This window comes from Mesobacillus thioparans, assembly GCF_965138835.1.
In the GTDB taxonomy this organism is placed as follows: domain Bacteria; phylum Bacillota; class Bacilli; order Bacillales; family Cytobacillaceae; genus Mesobacillus; species Mesobacillus thioparans.
Genome location: NZ_CBCSFH010000007.1, coordinates 1 through 19240 on the forward strand (window position 1 = coordinate 1; position 19240 = coordinate 19240).

Annotated in this window: 20 protein-coding genes; 6 read left to right on the forward strand and 14 right to left on the reverse strand. The window is 43.1% G+C overall.

Features of this window, described 5'->3' with window-relative positions; all coding sequences use genetic code 11:
* Positions 1-162 precede the first annotated feature (162 nt).
* The 8 genes from phoU to ACNAZ4_RS12720 all read right to left on the reverse strand — a co-directional run bounded on the left by phoU (position 163) and on the right by ACNAZ4_RS12720 (position 9161).
* The gene (gene phoU, locus ACNAZ4_RS12685) at positions 163-822 is read right to left on the reverse strand and encodes a phosphate signaling complex protein PhoU (protein WP_415814918.1); all 660 of its coding nucleotides are present in this window, start codon (positions 820-822) and stop codon (positions 163-165) included.
* 37 nt (positions 823-859) lie between these two features.
* Positions 860-1636, reverse strand: a complete 777-nt coding sequence (pstB, locus tag ACNAZ4_RS12690; RefSeq protein ID WP_415815145.1) for a phosphate ABC transporter ATP-binding protein PstB — start codon at positions 1634-1636, stop codon at positions 860-862.
* Positions 1637-1702: 66 nt separating this feature from the next.
* Positions 1703-2587, reverse strand: coding sequence for a phosphate ABC transporter permease PstA (gene pstA / locus ACNAZ4_RS12695; protein ID WP_415814919.1), 885 nt, complete (start codon positions 2585-2587; stop codon positions 1703-1705).
* Between the two features lies 1 nt (position 2588).
* Positions 2589-3563 carry a phosphate ABC transporter permease subunit PstC gene (gene pstC, locus ACNAZ4_RS12700; protein WP_415814920.1) on the reverse strand — a complete coding sequence of 325 codons (975 nt, stop codon included), beginning with the start codon at positions 3561-3563 and terminating at the stop codon, positions 2589-2591.
* Between the two features lie 109 nt (positions 3564-3672).
* Positions 3673-4626 (reverse strand): PstS family phosphate ABC transporter substrate-binding protein, encoded by a 954-nt coding sequence (locus tag ACNAZ4_RS12705; protein ID WP_415814921.1) that lies wholly within the window; start codon positions 4624-4626, stop codon positions 3673-3675.
* A gap of 217 nt (positions 4627-4843) precedes the next feature.
* Positions 4844-7024, reverse strand: coding sequence for a peptidoglycan D,D-transpeptidase FtsI family protein (locus tag ACNAZ4_RS12710; protein WP_415814922.1), 2181 nt, complete (start codon positions 7022-7024; stop codon positions 4844-4846).
* A 171-nt stretch (positions 7025-7195) separates the two neighbouring features.
* Positions 7196-8413 (reverse strand): MFS transporter, encoded by a 1218-nt coding sequence (locus ACNAZ4_RS12715; protein WP_415814923.1) that lies wholly within the window; start codon positions 8411-8413, stop codon positions 7196-7198.
* Between the two features lie 139 nt (positions 8414-8552).
* Positions 8553-9161, reverse strand: a complete 609-nt coding sequence (locus tag ACNAZ4_RS12720) for a superoxide dismutase (protein WP_311071706.1) — start codon at positions 9159-9161, stop codon at positions 8553-8555.
* 364 nt (positions 9162-9525) lie between these two features.
* Here ACNAZ4_RS12720 and ACNAZ4_RS12725 point away from each other — a divergent pair, with 364 nt between their 5' ends.
* Complete coding sequence (locus ACNAZ4_RS12725; RefSeq protein WP_415814924.1) at positions 9526-10218, forward strand: Crp/Fnr family transcriptional regulator; 693 nt, start codon at positions 9526-9528, stop codon at positions 10216-10218.
* 59 nt (positions 10219-10277) lie between these two features.
* Here the strand turns inward: ACNAZ4_RS12725 and ACNAZ4_RS12730 are convergent, their stop codons facing one another.
* Both ACNAZ4_RS12730 and ACNAZ4_RS12735 read right to left on the reverse strand, forming a co-directional pair.
* The gene (locus ACNAZ4_RS12730) at positions 10278-10757 is read right to left on the reverse strand and encodes a DUF456 domain-containing protein (protein WP_415814925.1); all 480 of its coding nucleotides are present in this window, start codon (positions 10755-10757) and stop codon (positions 10278-10280) included.
* 92 nt (positions 10758-10849) lie between these two features.
* Positions 10850-12481 carry a Na/Pi cotransporter family protein gene (locus ACNAZ4_RS12735; RefSeq protein ID WP_415814926.1) on the reverse strand — a complete coding sequence of 544 codons (1632 nt, stop codon included), beginning with the start codon at positions 12479-12481 and terminating at the stop codon, positions 10850-10852.
* Between the two features lie 217 nt (positions 12482-12698).
* Between ACNAZ4_RS12735 and ACNAZ4_RS12740 the strand changes: the two genes are divergently transcribed.
* The 3 genes from ACNAZ4_RS12740 (at position 12699) to ispG (ending at position 15218) form a co-directional block, all read left to right on the forward strand.
* Positions 12699-13478, forward strand: coding sequence for a DUF1189 domain-containing protein (locus tag ACNAZ4_RS12740; protein WP_415814927.1), 780 nt, complete (start codon positions 12699-12701; stop codon positions 13476-13478).
* Positions 13479-13655: 177 nt separating this feature from the next.
* A complete protein-coding gene (locus ACNAZ4_RS12745; RefSeq protein ID WP_415814928.1) occupies positions 13656-14003 on the forward strand; it encodes a hypothetical protein in 348 nt (115 codons plus the stop codon).
* 126 nt (positions 14004-14129) lie between these two features.
* On the forward strand, positions 14130-15218 hold the full coding sequence (ispG, locus tag ACNAZ4_RS12750) for a flavodoxin-dependent (E)-4-hydroxy-3-methylbut-2-enyl-diphosphate synthase (protein WP_415815146.1): 1089 nt from the start codon (positions 14130-14132) through the stop codon (positions 15216-15218).
* A 50-nt stretch (positions 15219-15268) separates the two neighbouring features.
* Here the strand turns inward: ispG and ACNAZ4_RS12755 are convergent, their stop codons facing one another.
* Entirely contained in the window at positions 15269-15625 is a 357-nt protein-coding gene (locus ACNAZ4_RS12755; protein WP_415815147.1) for a hypothetical protein, read from the reverse strand.
* Positions 15626-15982: 357 nt separating this feature from the next.
* Between ACNAZ4_RS12755 and ACNAZ4_RS12760 the strand changes: the two genes are divergently transcribed.
* Positions 15983-16552 (forward strand): 5' nucleotidase, NT5C type, encoded by a 570-nt coding sequence (locus ACNAZ4_RS12760; RefSeq protein ID WP_415814929.1) that lies wholly within the window; start codon positions 15983-15985, stop codon positions 16550-16552.
* A gap of 58 nt (positions 16553-16610) precedes the next feature.
* Here ACNAZ4_RS12760 and ACNAZ4_RS12765 read toward each other — a convergent pair whose 3' ends face one another.
* The 3 genes from ACNAZ4_RS12765 to ACNAZ4_RS12775 are packed head-to-tail and all read right to left on the reverse strand — an operon-like array spanning position 16611 to position 18660.
* A complete protein-coding gene (locus ACNAZ4_RS12765) occupies positions 16611-17024 on the reverse strand; it encodes a Fur family transcriptional regulator (protein ID WP_415814930.1) in 414 nt (137 codons plus the stop codon).
* A gap of 12 nt (positions 17025-17036) precedes the next feature.
* A complete protein-coding gene (locus tag ACNAZ4_RS12770; protein WP_415814931.1) occupies positions 17037-17879 on the reverse strand; it encodes a metal ABC transporter permease in 843 nt (280 codons plus the stop codon).
* A complete protein-coding gene (locus tag ACNAZ4_RS12775; RefSeq protein ID WP_415815148.1) occupies positions 17872-18660 on the reverse strand; it encodes a metal ABC transporter ATP-binding protein in 789 nt (262 codons plus the stop codon). The genes ACNAZ4_RS12770 and ACNAZ4_RS12775 overlap by 8 nt, the downstream gene beginning before the upstream one ends.
* Before the next feature lie 157 nt (positions 18661-18817).
* Here ACNAZ4_RS12775 and ACNAZ4_RS12780 point away from each other — a divergent pair, with 157 nt between their 5' ends.
* Positions 18818-19072 (forward strand): DUF2624 domain-containing protein, encoded by a 255-nt coding sequence (locus tag ACNAZ4_RS12780; protein WP_415814932.1) that lies wholly within the window; start codon positions 18818-18820, stop codon positions 19070-19072.
* Positions 19073-19240 lie beyond the last annotated feature (168 nt).

Genomic DNA, 19240 nt, shown 5'->3' on the forward strand with positions numbered 1-19240 from the left:
CAAGAAGATGGCATCTGTTTTTAATAAACTTGGTTAATTGTTACTGGTAAAAAATAGAATTTACGGTAAGTGTGTTTGAGTTACCCAAAAAACTTAAAAAAGTATTTGACATTGTACGCTAAACAATAAGAAAAAGAGCAAGGATTCCCCTGCTCTTTCATGTTATTGATTAAGGTCATATCTTTTCCCTTTGACAAGGTAGAAAACATTTTCGGCTATATTCGTTACATGGTCAGCTGCACGTTCTAGATAACGGCTGATGAATGATAGCTGAGTGATTTGGGCCAGTTGTTCCGGCTTGGTCTGGGCAAGGCTCAACAGTTCCTTGATTGTTTGGCCGTACAGATCATCGACCTGGTCGTCCATCTGGGCAACCTGTCTCGCTTTACCAAGATCCTCTTCATTATAAGCTTCCAATGAAAGTTTAAGCATTTCAACTGATAATTGATGCATCAGTTTGATATGCTCTATCGGCTTTACAAGCGGTTCTTTGCCGATCCTGATCGTCGATTTCGCAATATTGACCGCAAAATCGGCCATTCTTTCAATATCCGTCGCAATTTTGATCGCAACAATCAGCCTTCTTAAATCGACAGCGACCGGCTGTTGTTTTGCGATCAACAGAATAGCAAAATCATTGATTTCTTCTTCTAGAAGATTTGCCTCGGCATCATCTTCAAGGATTTTCAGCGCAAGTTCGATATCCTTATTTTCAAGTGCCGCCAGTGATTGGTTCAATGCATGGACAGCAAAGTTTCCGAGCTCAAGTAATTTTTCATGCAGAGTCTTCAAGTCTTCATCGAATTTCCCTCTAACTACCATAGTCCTCATCCTTCCAATGAAATTTCAAGATCAACCATCAACCGAAACGGCCAGTAATATAATCTTCCGTCCTCTTGTCTGATGGATTTGAGAAAATCTTATCTGTCTCAGCAAACTCGATGACTTCTCCATTCAGGAAGAAGGCAGTCTTGTCAGAAATACGCGCAGCCTGCTGCATATTGTGCGTTACGATGATAATGCTGTAATCCTTCTTCAATTCCTGGACAAGCTCCTCTACCTTCAAGGTAGAAATTGGGTCAAGAGCTGATGTCGGTTCGTCCATGAGGATGACATCCGGTTCGATCGCTAGTGCACGGGCAATACAGATACGCTGCTGCTGCCCCCCTGAAAGGCCGTATGCATTCTGGTTCAGACGATCTTTGACATCATCCCAGATTGCCGCGCCTCGCAAGCTTTTCTCGACAATTTCATCAAGCACCTTTTTGTCTCGGATTCCATGGATTTTCGGACCATAAGCAATATTGTCATAAATGGATTTCGGAAATGGGTTCGGTTTCTGGAAGACCATTCCTACACTAGTTCTTAGCTCTTCGACTTGATATGACTTTTCAAGGATATTTCTTCCTCTGTATAGAATCTCCCCGGAAATCTTGACCGTGGGAACCAGTTCCACCATTCGGTTCAACGTCTTGATGTAAGTGGACTTACCACAGCCGGAAGGGCCGATGATAGCTGTCACTTCATTTTCGTTGATCGCCAGGTTGATATTTTTTAATGCATGGCCTTCACCATACCATAGGTTAAGATCTTTAGTTTCATAAACTACTTTTGAATTTTCAGGAGCATTATTCATCGTGTTGGATTTCACAGTTACTTTTGCTTTTTCTGTCACTGCTGACATAAGTTAAAACCTCCCAGACTAATATCTCTTTTGGAATTTATTGCGGATCAAAATGGCAATTGAATTCATCACAAATAACACGAGTAACAAAATGACAATTGTCGCAGCTGCCAGGTTCGCATATTCTGCAACAAGGGCAGAGTCAATTGTCCAATAATAAATTTGTACCGGCAGAATCGTGAACTTATCAAAGATTCCGTCTGGAATAGGTATTAACAGCGCTGGAATACCAATGACGACAAGCGGAGCCGTTTCACCAATCGCCCGTGAAAGCGCAAGGATGACACCAGTAAGAATTCCCGGTATTGCAGCCGGCAAAACAACATTTTTGATGGTCTGCCATTTTGTGGCACCCATACCGTAGGAAGCTTCCCTCAGGAATTGAGGTACAGCGCGAATGGCTTCCTGGCTTGCCACGACTACGACTGGCAGTACAAGTAATGCCATCGTCAATCCCCCGGCGAGTACTACGGATCCCAAATCAAGAGCTCTGGCGAACACAGTCAGGCCGAGGATTCCGAACACCACGGATGGAACACCAGCCAAGTTGGAGATATTGGTTTTAATGAATGATGCAATACGGCCTTTTGCTGCATATTCTTCAAGATAAATCGCAGTACCGATTCCGAGCAGCATCGTTACCGGGGCAACGACCAGCATGAGCCAAAATGTACCGGTAATCGCTCCCCATATTCCCGCTCTTTTCGGATCTGTCGACAAGCGATTCATGATGAAGTCCATATTGATCCAGGGTAATCCGTCCTTAAGCACGCGATAAATCAAAACAATCAATACAAGGAGTCCGAACATTGTCGCAAGGAAAAATAACGCTTTTGCCAGGTTATTGGCCAATAGACGCGTGCCCATTTTTTTCTGGACTTGAGTGGAATCTACGTATTTCATATTAATATTCCTCCCTGAATTTTCGAGAGATATACTGGGCGACCAGGTTCATGATCAATGTAAATACAAACAAAGTCATCGCAACAGCATAAAGACTGTAGTATAATGTTGAGCCTGCTGCTGCTTCTCCGCCGGTAACTTCTACGATATAGGCGGTCATTGTCTGCATCGATTGTGTGACATCAAAAGTGAAATTCTTTGAGCTGCCACTTGCGATTGTCACGATCATCGTTTCGCCGATAGCCCTGGATATTCCAAGGACGAATGATGCGATGATACCTGAAATCGCTGCTGGGATGACAACCTTCCAGGTTACCTCAAGCTTTGTAGCACCAAGGGCCAAGGCGCCTTCCCTCATTGCATTCGGCACTGAACTCATGGCATCTTCTGACAATGAAGCGACCATCGGGATGATCATGATCCCCATGACGATTCCTGGACTGAGGATATTTGTCGGTTCCAGGCCTGGAATGAATGATCTTAATAAAGGCGTTACGAAAGTAAAGGCAAAGAATCCATATACAATCGTTGGTATGCCTGCCAGGATCTCAAGGATTGGTTTCAACAGTCTTCGTGTCTTCTCAGAAGCATACTCACTCAGGAACACGGCTGTCATCAGGCCGACAGGGATCGCAACAAACATAGCGATCGCGGTGGATATGAGAGTTCCGGTCAGCAATGGCAAGACACCGAACACTGCATTTGAGCCTAGCGGCTTCAATTTAGTGCCAGTGAAGAAATCTATGAATGGAACGTCTTTAAAAAAGGCGATTGTTTCCGTTAATAATGTAAGTACAATTCCGATTGTTGTAAGTACAGAGATTGCTGCAATCCCGAACAGAATTTTCGGGATGAACTTTTCAGTATAATTGGTAAAGCTCTTAGTCTTTTTCTTTTCAGAAATCATTTCACGAACATTCAAGTTTTTGCCGTTTTCGTGAACAACGCTTTTGGCCACGCGAAAAACCCCTTTCATCCTTCTCATCCAAGGAAGAACTTTTCCTTATAGTACCCCATGCAAAAATATTAAAAACACACGCAAGAGATGAGAAGGTCTTACCTCTCATCTCCCGGTGGTAAAGGATTTACTTCTTCATGCCGTTCAATGTATCCAATGTTGATTTGATGTCTTCATCTGACAATGGTGCGAATCCAGTTTCTTTCGATACAGCCTGGGCATTATTCATTGTGTAGATTGCATAATCAAGCACTTGTGGCTTCTCCTTTGCCTGGTTCACATTCAAGTAAGTGAATACAGGACGAGTGAATGGAGCATAGTCACCGTCTTCTTTGATTGTATCAAGTGAAGGTTCTACAGGTCCTTTGCCGAAGTCCACCTTAACTGCGGAAAGCTTGTCTTGATTGCTTTCATAGTAACCATAGCCAAAGAATCCAATCGCGTTTTTATCTTTTGAAACAAGATCTACTAAAGTAGAGTAATCTTGCTGCAAGTTGATGTTTTCAGGTAAATCTTGTTCTTCCAGGATTGTTTCAAACATGAACTCGTAAGTTCCGTGGTTTTCATTAGGGCCATAAGTCTTGATTTCCTCATTAGGGAAATCCGCGCGGACATCTGACCATTTTTTCTTATTCGCACTTGCAAGGAAGATATCTTTTACTTCTTGTTCAGTAAGCTCTTTAGCCCAATCATTGTCTTTATTGATGACGATTGTAATACCATCAAGAGCGACTTTCATTTCCTGTACTTCGATGCCAAGCTCTTCAGCTTTTGATTTTTCCTCATCCTTGATCTGGCGGGAAGCATCATTGAAGTCAGTTCCATTCTTAGCAAGGAATTTCTTGAAACCTGCTGAAGTTCCGGAGCGGCTCACTTCTACTGAGACGTTTTCCTGTTCACCCATATAGTTCTCAGCCATACGTGCCATCAAAGGATAAACTGTACCAGATCCGTCAATGACGACGCTGCCATCAAGTTCTTCTCCGTTTCCATTTCCATTATCTCCACCGCCGCAAGCTGCAGTGAAAGCCATTACAGCCGCAAGCATTAAAAACAGGCTCATCTTCTTAAGATTCTTCATTCTTGAATTCCCCCTACGAGATGTGGTTGTTTTGTCCTACAAAACCAAGAATACTGTTTTTCTTTTAAGGGTGTTTTAACTTAATGTAAAGGTTTTGTAAATTCGCGAGATTGATGTATACATTTGTCGAAAAACAAGTTTTGTCGGGTCTGCCGGTTGAACTTAGTATTTCCCAAACAACAAAAAAACTGCCTCATGCGAGACAGTTTAAAGACATTTATTGCTCATTTTCTTCTGCAATTTCTTCTAAAAGTTCATTGCCTGCTTCTTTCTTTTCAACTTCCTGTACCGGTTGCTCAGGATTCATATTTCCTTCCATACGTTTCTTTTTCAATTCAAAATACGTATCAAGGACTCTTCGGCCAATATCATTATTTGCATGGTGACCCGTATTGCCTTCATATGCCCATGGAACCATTACTGCCAGGGCAATCTCAGGATTATTATAAGGAGCATATGCAACAAGGCTTAAGTTCATGACTTCTGGTGGCTTGTCATAATTTTTCCTTTTTGGCCCATCATAGAAGGCCTGTGCGGTTCCGGTTTTTCCCGCTGGCTTATAATCTGCAGTGTAAAAAGCTCCATATGCCGTACCGCCCGGCTCCTGCATGACTCTCCTGAACCCTTCCTGTATGCGGTCGAACCATTCAGGCTTGGCATCTACCTTATTGAGGATGACAGGTTCAATTTCATTCACGACAGGGCCAACCTCATCATTCTTCATGACCGGCTCCCTGATTTCCTTGACAATCCTTGGCTGGAGCCTGTTGCCGCCATTGGCGATCGTTGAAATATATTGTGCCAATTGAATCGGAGTGTACGTGTCATACTGGCCGATGGCAAAGTCGAGCAAGAGACCTGGCCTTCTTTCGGTACCTTTAAAACCAATCATCTCGTTTGGCAGGTCGATTCCCGTCCTTGACCCAAGGCCGAATTGGCTGAAATGATTCCTCATTGTATCAAAAGCCTGCGGCTCAAGATACAATGGCTGATCATACTTATAGTTCCCTTTTCCGATATTGATCGCAGTCCTGAACATATAAACATTCGATGATACTTTTAAAGCATTGCGATCGTCGAGTGTACCTAAGCCCGCCTTCCAGGACTTCTTCGGGTTGGTGCCTTTAATTTTGATCGGTGTGTCATAAAACTGTGTACCCGGACTGATCGCACCGGTGCTGAATCCCGTCAAAATCGTGGCGCCTTTTACAGCAGACCCAACATTATAGGAGGTCGTGAAATTGCCGCTCGCAAAATCCTGCATGACATCTCTGCCTGTATCTTCATCCCTGACGATCTGTTTACCCGAAAGTGTTAAAACTTCCCCTGTATTAGGATCCATCAACACAACAAAAGCCCTGTCAAGAAGGCCTGTTCTTGAAGTTTGCTTTGCCTTTATCAATTCTTCTTCGACAATCTTATCAACAGCAAGCTGCAAATCCATGTCAATCGTCAGCACAAGGTCTTTCCCCCGCTGCCCTTCCGATATCACTTTTGTATCAAGAACATTGCCGCCTTTATCAGTGATATTCTTTACCTTTGCTTTCTGTCCGTGCAGGACATCTTCATATTGCTGCTCGATATAACTCAAACCTACCCGGTCATTTCTGCTATAGCCTCTGGAAAGATAGTATTCAAGCTTCTCTTTAGGAAGTCCTTTTTCGGAATCACTTACTTTTCCAAGGATCGTCCTGAGGGTTTTATCATAGCTGTATTGACGTTCCCAGTCTGTAGTTGTATCCACTCCCGGCAGCATTTCAAGATTTTCGCTTACAATGGCGAACTCTTCTGGTTTCAAATCTTTCTTGATGATTTGCGGAGAAAGCGCATATCCGCTCATCATCTCCCGTAAAATGGCAAGAATTTCCAAATCGTTCTTTTTCAACTCGTTTAGCTCATTCTCCGTGATGCGATCAAGCTGGAGATTATAAATGGCCTTATCATCAAGCAGTTTTTCATCATACTGGGCCCATTCTGCTTCTGTGATTTTTTCCCGTGCACGATCTTCATTCGTTATAATCCAATAATCCTTTTTGTCCCTTTCACGGACTTTCTTCAGGTCATCTTCAGAATCCTTTGTGATGAGTTTCGCAAGTCTTTCTGCGACCTTCAGCATTTCCTTTGTCTGGGTGCCCTGGCTCTTCGTATACGTGATCGCCATGCTTGGCGTATTGTCGACAATTGCTTTCATATTGCGGTCGTACATTTTCCCTCTCGGTACAGGATTATTAACGGTTACATCTTCAGTGCGTTCAATTTCCCTCTTGAAGTCTTCCCCGTATACAATCTGTACAATGCCAAGCCTCAGGATCAGCATCGAAAATAACACGAACACCGCAAAAAACACCATATTCAGCCTGAATGGCACATGCGTCTTCTTCTTTTTCTTTTTGTTCAAACCTTTCCCACCTCTTCAGTCTGTATGTTTATGGCTTAATGACTATCCTTTATTTTAACTAAAATCATCAGCATTTTCTATCAATAAACTACAGAAGAATATTTTTCCAAAAATAAAAAGACCGGGCTATTCGCCCGGCCCATTCACTGGTTTTTCAGGAAGTCTTCCCGGTTATGCAGCTTTTAAATGAATTTTCCTTATAAAAAAGTAAATCAATGTATGCCCGCTTCCGAGTATGATCAGAAGGATGGGAATTGCCTGTTTTTCACTGAACAGTTGAATTGCAATCAGGAAAAGGACAATTGAAGCAACACGGCCAAGATTCAAAAATAATTCCCGGACAACAATATATTCAACCCTCATTTCAGCCGCTTTCCAGCCGCGTCCAATCACGTCGTAGGTCATTGAAGCATATGGAACAAGGAGTAGAGGGTAAGCAACTGCTATCATTGCAGCATATAATAGAAGCCGGAAGTAGCTGAGGTCAAATACAAGCAGGAAGATCGCCAGGAACAGGATCAATCCGCCAACCAGTATTGCCTGTTTCCTATATTCTTTTTTAAGGGTACGGGATACAAAGTAGTAAGCAAGAAATGATATCCCGGAATTAATCAATCCATAAGTACCCAAAGCCATTTCGCTATCTGTGGCAATGAAAACGAAAACGGAAACGATGAATACAAATACCCCTTCTCTGAGTCCCTGGAAGAAATGCGCATTCGTAACCATCCGCCAATTTTTGTCATGCTTCCTTTCAGTAATAATCCGCCTGAACCAGTACTTGCCGTGGGCAGGCCGGCGCTTCAGGAAGAAACTCAATAAAACAGCGATTGAAAACAATCCGAGTGAAAGTCCGAATACCACTGTATAACCTGTCAGCTTTTCCAGTTTTGAAATGATGAAACCTGCTGCGATCGGTCCGATCATGCCTCCAACAGAACCCAGTATTCCGAGAAATCCATTAAAGAAATCACGTGTTTCCGGTTCTGTGATCTCAAAGGTGAGGACATTATAGGCAAGCCAATAAAATCCATAGCCCATTCCCAAAAGTACACCCAGTAATAATAAAAAGTCGGACGCTTTGGTTCCCACAAACAGGACCGTTACATAAAACAATGCCAGAAAGATGACTCCGATGCGGAGCACAATGACCCTGTCGACCTTCTTTGCCCATCTCCCAGCAAGGATGAAGGTGAGAGGCTGGGCAACGACAATCGATAGGTTATACATTGCCAAATCGGCAAGCTCGCCGGATTGCTTCCATAAATAAATATTAACGAAAGTATTTGAAAGGGCAATGCTTAATGAGTACAAACCCCCAATAATCAGTAGGAGCGCCAAATCCTTTGTCAGTTCGATGTCTCCTAATAATTTGTTTACTTTGCTCATGATCGACTCCCCTTTTCTCTTGGGTAGTTTCTAACAAAGCATTCGGGGTTATTCAGTTTTCTGAAGGGTCTTTGAAAGGAAAACTTGACAAAAAAATAGAGAGGCTGCAATAACTGCAGCCTCCCGCATTTTCACACTATTATTTCGCAGACGCGTAACGTTTGCTAACTTCTTCCCAGTTAACAACGTTCCAGAATGCACCAATGTATTCTGGTCTTCTGTTCTGGTAGTTCAGGTAGTAAGCATGCTCCCAAACATCCAATCCAAGGATCGGAGTCTTGCCTTCCATTAATGGAGAGTCCTGGTTTGGAGTGCTAGTCACTTCTAGCTCGCCATTGTTAACAACAAGCCAAGCCCAGCCAGAGCCGAAACGAGTAGTTGCTGCTTTTGAGAACTCTTCCTTGAAGCCTTCAAATCCTCCGAACTTTGAGTTGATTGCTTCAGCTAATTCTCCAGTAGGCTCGCCGCCTCCGTTTGGAGAAATGACTTGCCAGAATAGAGAGTGGTTCGCATGGCCGCCGCCATTGTTGCGAACTGCAGTACGTGCTGCTTCAGGAACAGCATCAAGGTTAGAAACGACTTCTTCAACAGATTTGGATAGAAGCTCTTCGTTTCCTTCCAAAGCGTTGTTCAAGTTTGTTACATAAGTGTTGTGGTGCTTAGTGTGGTGGATATTCATTGTTTCTTTGTCGATGTGTGGCTCAAGTGCATCATATGCGTAAGGTAATTGTGGTAATTCAAATGCCATTTTTAACATCCTCCTATGTATCAAGTTTCACTTTCGGAACAATCTTTCTTACAATTCAGTAATTAGAATTGTTCTAAAAGTGCTTCATGATTAGATTACCAAAGAACGGTAATGGTTTCAAATAAAATGCCTTGGCTTAACAAGTTTATACTTCCCCGCGCCATCTTTTATTATTCATGAATAAAAACAATGTGGATTGATAAAGTTTCAGAAAATCGTCAATATTCCCCGAATGCAGTGGTGTCAACGATATTTGTCGCACCTCTCCAAAATGACACCCATTTATTCCCAAAACACAATTGACACAGTAGCAACAATTCTTTTAAATCAAAGTATAGAGAGGCTTAATAAGGAGACGATCCTGATGGACAAAAATATATCATTATACAGTTTGATTTTACAAAATTTCATTGATAAGGAAACCATCCAAAAAATCAAGGCGGACACAATCCTATTCCAGGAAGATGAATATGTCCAGAACACTTATATTATCCTGAGCGGAAGTGTTTCAGTCGGCCGTGTCCACATGAAGGGCAAGGAATTCATCCTCAAAATCCTGAACGGTGAAGAAATGATCATAGAATATGAATTGTTCAAACACACACCACGCTATCACTTTTCAGCAAAATCCCTTACGGATTGTGAAGTCCTGATGATTAAAAGAGAGCAGTTCGAAGAATTCATCCTTAATGACAAGACCGCCATGAATGCCATGGTGAATTGGCTGAGCACGCGATACCTCAAGGCGCAAATGAAATGCCAGGACTTGATCATGAACGGCAAAAAAGGCGGATTGTACTCCATTTTGATCAGGCTGTGCAACAGCTATGGCGTGATGACGGATGAAGGAATCCTGATTGATTTGCCGCTCACACACCAGGAGCTTGCCAATTTGACCTATGGCACCCGCGAGGTTATCCAAAGGATGCTGAAGGAATTGCGCGAAAAAGACATCATTTCCTATGACCAGCTGAAATTCACCGTCAAGAACCTGAGCTATTTAAAACGGGAAGTCGATTGCCAGAATTGTTCATTCGAAATCTGCGGGTTGAATTGATCCCAGCACCAGGTCATCCTTAATCGTATAAAAAATCGTGCTGCTTTCAGCACGATTTTTTAAATGATCAGGAAGAAATAAACAAGCATGATCGCCATGATGACTCCTTTGGTCACCACGCTGCTGATAAAACCGACAACAGATCCGAAGCCGATTTTGATTGCATCATTCAGGTTCTTTTTATTAACCAGCAACTCAGCAATTGCCGCTCCGATAAACGGACCGACGAGGATTCCGACAATTGGGATAACAAAAGGTCCCACGATCAGTCCGATTGTGCTTCCCCAAATACCAGCCTTGCTTCCCCCATACTTTTTGACACCGATGATGTTCGCAATATAGTCAGCACCGAACAAAAGGACGACAAACATACTCTGAATGCCCCAAAAAAACCAGTTGAAAGGTTCAAACGAATAAAAAACACCGTATAGAATAAACCCGCCCAGCATGAATAGGACACCTGGAAGGATGGGTATTACGAGACTGGCAAAGGCCCCAACGAAAAATAACCATATGATTGTCCAATAAACTGCTTCCATAGAATCCCCCTTTTCAAATAGGCTCTAATCGGAAATTTTGCTTCTTTCCCCATAAAAAAATAAGCAAGGGTTTCCCCTTGCTTACTTTACCACTATTTCTGTTCTCCCAAAACGTACTCTGCGATATTTACCGCATGGTCGCCGATTCGCTCTAGATTGCTGATGATATCGACGAATACAATTCCAGCCTGTCCAGAACACTGACCTTCATTCATACGCAGAATGTGCTGCTTTCTCAGTGTACGTTCCATACGATCAATTTCATCTTCTTTTGTCACAACAGCCCTGGCTGCATCAAGGTTCTTCTGGTCGAGTGCCTGCAATGCCTCTTCGACCGTACTTACAGTCAGGTTGAACATTGTTTCAAGATCACTCATAGCTCCGTCGGTCATTCTCACCTTGTTAGCCTGCTGGTATTCAATCAGTTCGATGATATTTTCAAAATGGTCACCGATTCTTTCGATATCCCGAACAGTGTCCATCAGCATGCTGTGTTCTTCAGATTCATGCTCAGACAACGAGCTTGTAGCAAGGTCCACCAGATAATCTGTAATCTTGCGGTCCAGATTATTGATTGCTTCTTCAAGCTGATAAGCATTAGCGGAATGCTTAGTATTTTTCGTTTTCAGGAATTCGTTCGTTTCTTCAAGTCCCTTTAACGCAAACTTACCCATGCGCAGAACTTCTTCCTTCGCCTGGCCAAGCGCGATAGACGGTGATTGCTCGATGAATACCGGATCAAGATGCTGTGCCTTGTAGTCGACAATGGAGTCTTCACCAGGAATCAGCTTTGTTACCACTAACGCCAATACTGCAACAAATGGCAATTGAATCAGTGTATTCGTCGTGTTGAAAAGCCCATGAGCAAATGCGATAGTCATTTCAGGGTTAAGAGAAAGCTGATCCCTGAGCATTTCTATCAATATTGTGAATGGCTTCAATAATATTAAAAACAGTGTTGTACCTATCAAATTGAATAATACATGGGTTGCAGCAGCTCTTTTTGCAGCAACAGAAGTACCGATGGCAGCAAGGACAGCTGTGATGGTTGTCCCAACATTATCACCAAATAATACCGGAAGAGCTCCCTGAAGGTTGATCAGGTTTTCAGCGTGCAAGCCCTGCAGAATACCGATCGTCGCACTTGAACTCTGTACGACCACTGTGAATACAGTGCCAATGACAACCCCAAGGAATGGATTCGAGCTAAGTTCCACAGTCAAATCGTGGAAGGATTCGAGACTCCTTAAAGGTTTCATTCCGCCACTCATCAATTCAAGTCCATAGAATAATGCACCGAATCCAAAAACGATTTGGCCGATGTTATGGACTTTTTTACTTTTGAAGAAGAACAAAAGTATAGAACCAACGGCAATGATTGGCAATGCGTATTCTCCCACATCAATACCGATGATAAACGCGGTTACAGTCGTACCAATGTTCGCACCCATGATGACTCCGATTGCCTGGCGCAAAGTCATGAAGCCGGCACTAACGAGTCCAACTGTAATAACGGTTGTCGCAGAACTGCTCTGTACTAAGACCGTAACGATCAGACCAGCCAGCACACCCATAACCGGATTGGTCGTGAACTTGTCCAGGACATCTCTTAGTCGGTCCCCTGCTGATTTCTGCAGTCCATCCCCCATGAATTTAATGCCGTATAAGAAAATTCCAAGACCCCCAAAGAATTCAAACAGCATTTCTTGTAAATTCAATTCCATTTTTTCAACCCCTAGATTTATTTCGACAAACATCTACAAACAAAATCATTATGAAGGATTTATTAATAAAAAGTAAACTGTTTAAGAGTCGAATTTACAATAGCTTAACATTTCGGAGTAATGTTACAGAAATGTTACAAAAGCAATTTAAAAGCTTGTTATTCCTTCCTCATAAAAGCTAAAATAGACAATGGAATCTATTAAAGGACGTGTATTGATGAATATTTTTTCGCAATTTGCCAAAAGCCTGTATTCTCCTGCAGATATCGCGGTCACCCGCTTCCAGGGCATCGGCAAAACCATTCTGTTTGTATTCTTATTAACGTTACTATCGATTTTGCCAGTTATCTTCTATATGTTCGCAACCATTTCCGGAGCGATTGACTCGGCTAAACAAGCCGTCATAGAAGACTTGCCATCATTTTCAATAGAAGAAGGCGTCCTAAAATCGGATATCAAAGCGCCGGTCACCTTGAAAAGGGATGATTTCACAATCATTTTCGATCCAACGGGTACCGTCGAAGAAAAGGATATGACGAATATGGAGGCGACTTTCGGAATGCTTGAGCATGGGATTGTCCTAGCGGCTGGCGGTCAGACCAATACCGTGCCTTATTCCCTTTTCTCGGACGGGAAACTATCAAAGGAAGATGTTCAATCACTATTGGAAACAGCTGAGTCTTCCCTCCCTGTCTTGCTAGGTTTTCTGTTTATCATCATCTATGTTTTTTCTGCGGGCATGAAATTCATAGAAGTCTCGCTGCTTGCCCTGTTCGGTTTGTTTCTGAAAAATCTTGCCGGCAGGAAGCTGCAATACAGGCATTTATGGAGAATGTCCGCCTACAGCACAACTCTTCCGACAGTATTTTTCACATTGATGGCATTCCTTAAAACGTCAGTGCCTTATGGTTTTGCCATCAACTGGTTTGTGGCATCCATGATGCTTCTATTAGCGATAAAAGAAATACCGCCTATGCAGAAAAATGAAGAGATTTAAAAAATGCGCCTATGGCGTATTTTTTTTGGCGTTTCTCCCCTTCTCCCCTGATTCCCCAAACGATAAACCCGATGTGCCAGACCATTGAAATTAATAGTGATTTTTTCTATCAAAATGGTTCTTAACTCTATTCTTCCAGCATAAATAATGATATAAGCTGTTTAGGAGGAAAGGTCCATGAAAAAATTGGCAGGATTCCTGGTTTTCCTGGTTCTAGCATACGCAATTTATAATGACTTAAGCATAGGGACACTCCCGGCAGCGAATACTCCAGAACCAGAATCAACAGAAGCGGAAATAGTAGAAGCGGGTAGTCAGGACCAGCAGAAAATCCCTTATTTCAAGCATGAAGTCAAGCCAGGCGATACGGTACTATCTGTACTTGACAGCAATTCAGACAGCCCGCTAGCTGTCCCGGTCTCAAAAGCGGTAGAAGACTTTAAAAAGTTGAATGCCGGAACAGACCCCCAGAAAATCAAGTTTGGCAATACCTATAAATTCCCGGATTACAGCAGCCAAAATTAACAAAGGCTAACAAAAGAAGTCTTTCCTTGTCAATTTCAGCTAAAGATTGATAAAATGGGGTTGTGCATCACTAGGAACTTTTACATGAATTCCATTTTCCAAAGGAGCGAATCACTGTTGAGTGAAATCATACATCGTACCAAAACCCGCCCGATCAAGGTTGGTAATTTAACTATTGGCGGCAACAATGAAGTTGTCATCCAGAGTATGACAACAACCAAGACTCATGATGTCGAAGCGACTGTCGCTGAGATCAAGCGCCTAGAAGAAGCAGGCTGCCAGATTGTCCGCGTTGCATGCCCTGATGAAAGGGCAGCGAATGCAATCTCTGAAATAAAAAAACGAATCAATATCCCTCTTGTTGTGGATATCCACTTCGATTATCGCCTTGCGCTTAAAGCCATCGAAGGGGGAGCTGATAAAATCAGGATCAACCCTGGAAATATCGGCAAGCGTGAAAAGGTAGAGGCTGTTGTAAAAGCGGCAAAAGAGAAAGGTATTCCGATTAGAATCGGTGTAAATGCCGGATCGCTGGAAAGAAGGATTCTCGAAAAATACGGTTATCCTACTGCGGACGGCATGGTGGAAAGTGCCTTACACCATATCAAGATCCTTGAAGACCTTGATTTCCACAATATCATCGTTTCGATGAAGGCTTCAGATGTGAATCTTGCGATTGAAGCATACGAGAAAGCGGCGAAGGCATTTGACTATCCGCTGCATCTTGGAATCACAGAATCAGGAACATTATTTGCTGGTACAGTCAAAAGTGCTGCTGGCCTTGGAGCGATCCTCAGCAAAGGAATCGGGAACACAGTTAGGATATCACTGAGTGCAGACCCGGTAGAGGAAGTAAAGGTAGCACGAGAGCTGTTAAAGTCGTTCGGACTGGCTGCCAATGCGGCAACGTTGATTTCCTGCCCAACCTGCGGACGGATCGAGATCGATTTGATCAGCATCGCCAATGAGGTGGAAGAATACATCTCAAAGATCAAGGCACCGATCAAAGTGGCTGTGCTAGGCTGTGCGGTAAACGGTCCTGGCGAGGCGAGAGAGGCTGACATCGGCATTGCCGGCGCAAGAGGGGAAGGACTGCTTTTCCGCAAAGGAGAAATCGTCCGTAAAGTGCCAGAAGAAACAATGGTAGAGGAATTAAAGAAAGAAATCGATAAAATTGCCGAGGAGAAGCTTCAGGAAGCTGCCCTCCAGAAATAAGGATAAAAAAATGCCCGGGGATTCCCGGGCATTTTTTTTGGCATTTCCCGTCAAAAGAACGGAAGAATGAAGATGCCAACCAGAATCGAGATTGTCCCGATGCCAATTGCCCAGCTGCCGATTGAGGAACCACGGCGGCGGGCCATGAAGCCAAGGACAATTCCAGCTGCTCCGAAAAGAACAGGTAAAATAAACAGCGACAAGATCGATAGGGCAAGAGCTGAGTATGCAAGCCCCCGTCCTCCAGTTGTACTTTCTTCTTCTGACCTTCTTCTGATCGCAGGGGGTGCAGGAACAGCGATCTCAGCCGCTGTCTCTTCATCATAATGTTCTTCATGAACGGGCCCGGCAATCGCTGTCATCTCCTGATAGTGATCATCTCTTCCAGGTCCGGCGATTGCCGTCATTTCCTGATAGTGATCACCCCTTCCAGGTCCAGCGATTGCTGTCATTTCCTGATAATGCTCATCACGAGCGGGAGTATACAGTTCTGTTGCTGTTTCCTCCTGGTAAATCTCATCACGCGCATCCCTTATTGTAATGACATCCTGCTTAGGTTCAGTAATATATTCGGTACCAATCTGTTTTCGTTCTTGGTCTGCCACTTTAATCCCTCGCTTTCTTAAGTGGAGCATTTATTATTGTTTACGAGCGGATTGTTTTTCATCATGGCAATGTTTGTCTAAGGCGCTGGAAAAGTAAATCTTTTGCACGCTTTAAACATTTGGTAAGATTAAGGGAGATAATATTTAAGGAGCAGATTGATGAAAAAACGTTTTGGCATAGATATTGATGGGACAGTCACCTGTCCCACTACCTTTGTACCATATTTGAACGAAGCATTTCATTTGGATATCACCCTTGATGATATCAAGCAGTATGATTTTATGCCGCTTGTATCTGTCACTGAGAAAGAGTTTGCAGCCTGGTTCAAAAAAATGGAACCAGTCATCTATTCCAAATCACCTTTAGCAGCCGGAGCCAAAGAAATCCTGAAAAGCTGGGAGCAGGAGCATGAATTGTATTTCATCAGCGCGAGGGACACATATTTACTTGAACTTACTCAAGAGTGGTTTACTGCCAATGAACTAAAATATCATGATATTCACCTGATTGGTTCACATGATAAAATCCAGGCAGCACAGAAATACGATGTGGATATTTTCTTTGAGGACAAACATGATAATGCGGTCAACTTGCATGAAGAACTGAAGATTCCAGTCATCCTTTTTGACACCCCATATAACCAGGAGCCAATCCCTGATGGTGTCATCCGGGTAAACAACTGGCAGGAAGCCAATGAGTGGGTAAGAAATTGGATAGAAAACAGTTAAACGGCCATTTATGGATGGCCGTTTTTTTCATTTCTTTATTGGGCAAAGGAAGAAGGACCTATTGTATGCAATCAGGGCATCTTCCGTAAATTTCAAATTTATGGCCCGAAATATCATAACCCTTAAAGCTTGATTCGATATTTCTCATGGGGCAGGTTTCAATCTCTTTTGTTTTTCCGCAGTCAAGGCAGATGAAATGGTGATGATGTTCCTTATGCGAACAGGTGAAACGGAAATGTTTTTCTCCTGACAGTTCAGTCATCTCCAGAATTCCCAACTCGACAAACACACTTAAATTACGATAGATCGTATCAAATGACAGTCCAGGATAATTCTCCTTCATTTGTTCAAGGACATCACGTGCGGTCAAATACTTATCATGGTCGGAAAACATCTGGAGCATATCCTCGCGCTTTCCAGTATGTTTATACCCCTGCTCCTTAAGCAGGTTCATCGCTTCATTCACATTCATGGTATCACCTCTTTATACCGTTCTTGTTGTACTGCGTTTTTTTAGCCAAATGACCAGTACAAGGATGAACACAGCAATCATCACAATGGTTCCACCAGGAGCGAGGTCCAGATAATATGACAGGACTAAGCCGCCCAGCACTGAAACCTCACCGAACAGGATGGAAAAGAAGATCGTCTGCTTAAATCCTTTGGCGAACCGGATGCTTGCTGCCACCGGCAATGTCATCAGGGAGGAAACAAGCAGGATGCCAACAATCCTCATTGAAGCGGCGATCACCAGAGCCACCATGATGATGAAAATAAAGTGCAATGACTTTGCGGCAATACCGGTTGCCCTCGCATATTCTTCATCGAATGATAGCAGGAACAGTTCCTTGTATAGCAAAGCAACAAGCGCGATCACCAGGATACTTATGACAAGGATGGTCCAGAGATCCGCTCTGCTCACCGCGCTCACGCTTCCAAATAAATAGCTGAACAAATCTGTATTGAAGCCATCGGCAAGTGAAATGAATATGACTCCAAGACCGATTCCACCCGAAAGGATGATCGGTATGGCCAGTTCCTGATAATGCTTATAAACCGTGCGGAGTTTTTCAATGAACAGCGATCCGCCAACCGAAAAAGCCATCCCCATATAAAGCGGGTTGAGGCCGCTGAAGACCATGAACTTTTTCTCAAGCAGCAGGCTTGCTGCAATCCCCGCCAGGGTAACATGGCTAAGGGCATCCGCTATAAGGGAAAGCCTTCTTACAACAATGAAAACACCAAGAAGGGGAGCGATCACACCAATGATCATGCCGGTCAAAACAGCATTCTGTAAAAATTCGTAATGCATCAGTCCACTAATCATGATCGTGCCCTCCCCCGTGATGGTGATGATGATCATGGGTCAATACATGAACATCATGCCCATAAATTTCTGACACATCATTCAGCTTCAATTGTTCGAATTCCTCTGCACTTCCATGGAAATGCATATTTTTATTCAAGCATGCTACATTTGTGACTTTCTCGGAAATCGTGCCGATATCGTGCGTCACCAGAAGCAATGTAATCCCCTTCTCCTTATTGAGCGTTTCGAGCATTTCATAAAAGGAGTTCACATTCTGGACATCGACACCGACCGTCGGCTCATCCAGGATCAGCAATTCAGGTTCGCTCACCAGTGCCCTGGCGATGAATACCCTTTGCTGTTGGCCGCCGGACAGCTCCCCGATATTTCGGTCCAGGAATTTTTCCATCCCGACAGATTCGATGGCCTGTTTAATTTTTATATGATCAGTCTTTTTTAAAAAGTTGAACAGCCCGAGTTTTTTCGTCAACCCGCTGGCCACCACCTCAAAAACGGTAGCAGGGAAACCTGTGTTGAAGGAATTGGCCTTTTGCGACACAAACCCGATTTTATGCTGCTCCCTGAATTTATTGATATCCTGTCCAAACAGACGGATGGTGCCTGTTTGCGGTTTGATGAGGCCAAGCATCAGCTTCAGCAAAGTCGACTTTCCCGATCCATTGGGACCAACGATTGCCAAAAAGCTGCCTCTATGAATAGACAGGTTTATATTTTCAAGTACATTCTCTTTATCGTATCGATAATAGACATCCTGTACCTGGACGATGTAATCATTCATTTCCACTTTCATCACCTGCAAAATAAGAATCATTCCGATTTACTTTAAGTAGTATATCTCTTAAGGACAATAAAGTAAACAAAAGAACTTACCATCCAAGAAAATTGTCACGATTTTAGAACTGGGCACATACCCTACTATGAAGGAGTGATGATCTTTGGCTATTTTTGAAAATATCATTAACCATAAGATAGGCAGCATAACGGCGGATGAACTGCTGAAATACGCCTCTCAATTCAATATTTCCATAACAAAGGCACAGGCAGACAAGATCGCCGGATACTTACGCGGAAAAAGGGTCAATATTTTTAATGATTCAGAAAGAACGGCACTCATCAAGCAAATCGCGAGAATCACCAACCCCGAAACAGCACGGGAAGTCAATAAGTTGTTTATAAAATTCACAAAATAATAGTATGTGTCCGTCATTGGCCTGATGATGGACACTTTTTTTTTTCATCATTGTTTTTGTCTGTCATGGACTTGATGACAGATACTTTTTCCTTTTTATCCGCCATTTTTGTCCATCATGAACTTGATGACGGACACTTTTTCCCTTTTCTTCGCTATTTCTGTCCAT

Excerpts from the sequence above, each read along its gene's own strand:
- phoU (WP_415814918.1), bottom strand. The coding sequence starts at position 822 with ATGGTAGTTAGAGGGAAATTCGATGAAGACTTGAAGACTCTGCATGAA.
- pstB (WP_415815145.1), bottom strand. The coding sequence starts at position 1,636 with ATGAATAATGCTCCTGAAAATTCAAAAGTAGTTTATGAAACTAAAGAT.
- pstA (WP_415814919.1), bottom strand. The coding sequence starts at position 2,587 with ATGAAATACGTAGATTCCACTCAAGTCCAGAAAAAAATGGGCACGCGT.
- pstC (WP_415814920.1), bottom strand. The coding sequence starts at position 3,563 with ATGAAAGGGGTTTTTCGCGTGGCCAAAAGCGTTGTTCACGAAAACGGC.
- ACNAZ4_RS12705 (WP_415814921.1), bottom strand. The coding sequence starts at position 4,626 with ATGAAGAATCTTAAGAAGATGAGCCTGTTTTTAATGCTTGCGGCTGTA.
- ACNAZ4_RS12715 (WP_415814923.1), bottom strand. The coding sequence starts at position 8,413 with ATGAGCAAAGTAAACAAATTATTAGGAGACATCGAACTGACAAAGGAT.
- ACNAZ4_RS12720 (WP_311071706.1), bottom strand. The coding sequence starts at position 9,161 with ATGGCATTTGAATTACCACAATTACCTTACGCATATGATGCACTTGAG.
- ACNAZ4_RS12725 (WP_415814924.1), top strand. The coding sequence starts at position 9,526 with ATGGACAAAAATATATCATTATACAGTTTGATTTTACAAAATTTCATT.
- ACNAZ4_RS12730 (WP_415814925.1), bottom strand. The coding sequence starts at position 10,757 with ATGGAAGCAGTTTATTGGACAATCATATGGTTATTTTTCGTTGGGGCC.
- ACNAZ4_RS12735 (WP_415814926.1), bottom strand. The coding sequence starts at position 12,481 with ATGGAATTGAATTTACAAGAAATGCTGTTTGAATTCTTTGGGGGTCTT.
- ACNAZ4_RS12740 (WP_415814927.1), top strand. The coding sequence starts at position 12,699 with ATGAATATTTTTTCGCAATTTGCCAAAAGCCTGTATTCTCCTGCAGAT.
- ACNAZ4_RS12745 (WP_415814928.1), top strand. The coding sequence starts at position 13,656 with ATGAAAAAATTGGCAGGATTCCTGGTTTTCCTGGTTCTAGCATACGCA.
- ACNAZ4_RS12755 (WP_415815147.1), bottom strand. The coding sequence starts at position 15,625 with ATGACGGCAATCGCCGGACCTGGAAGAGATGATCACTATCAGGAGATG.
- ACNAZ4_RS12760 (WP_415814929.1), top strand. The coding sequence starts at position 15,983 with ATGAAAAAACGTTTTGGCATAGATATTGATGGGACAGTCACCTGTCCC.
- ACNAZ4_RS12765 (WP_415814930.1), bottom strand. The coding sequence starts at position 17,024 with ATGAATGTGAATGAAGCGATGAACCTGCTTAAGGAGCAGGGGTATAAA.
- ACNAZ4_RS12770 (WP_415814931.1), bottom strand. The coding sequence starts at position 17,879 with ATGATTAGTGGACTGATGCATTACGAATTTTTACAGAATGCTGTTTTG.
- ACNAZ4_RS12775 (WP_415815148.1), bottom strand. The coding sequence starts at position 18,660 with ATGAATGATTACATCGTCCAGGTACAGGATGTCTATTATCGATACGAT.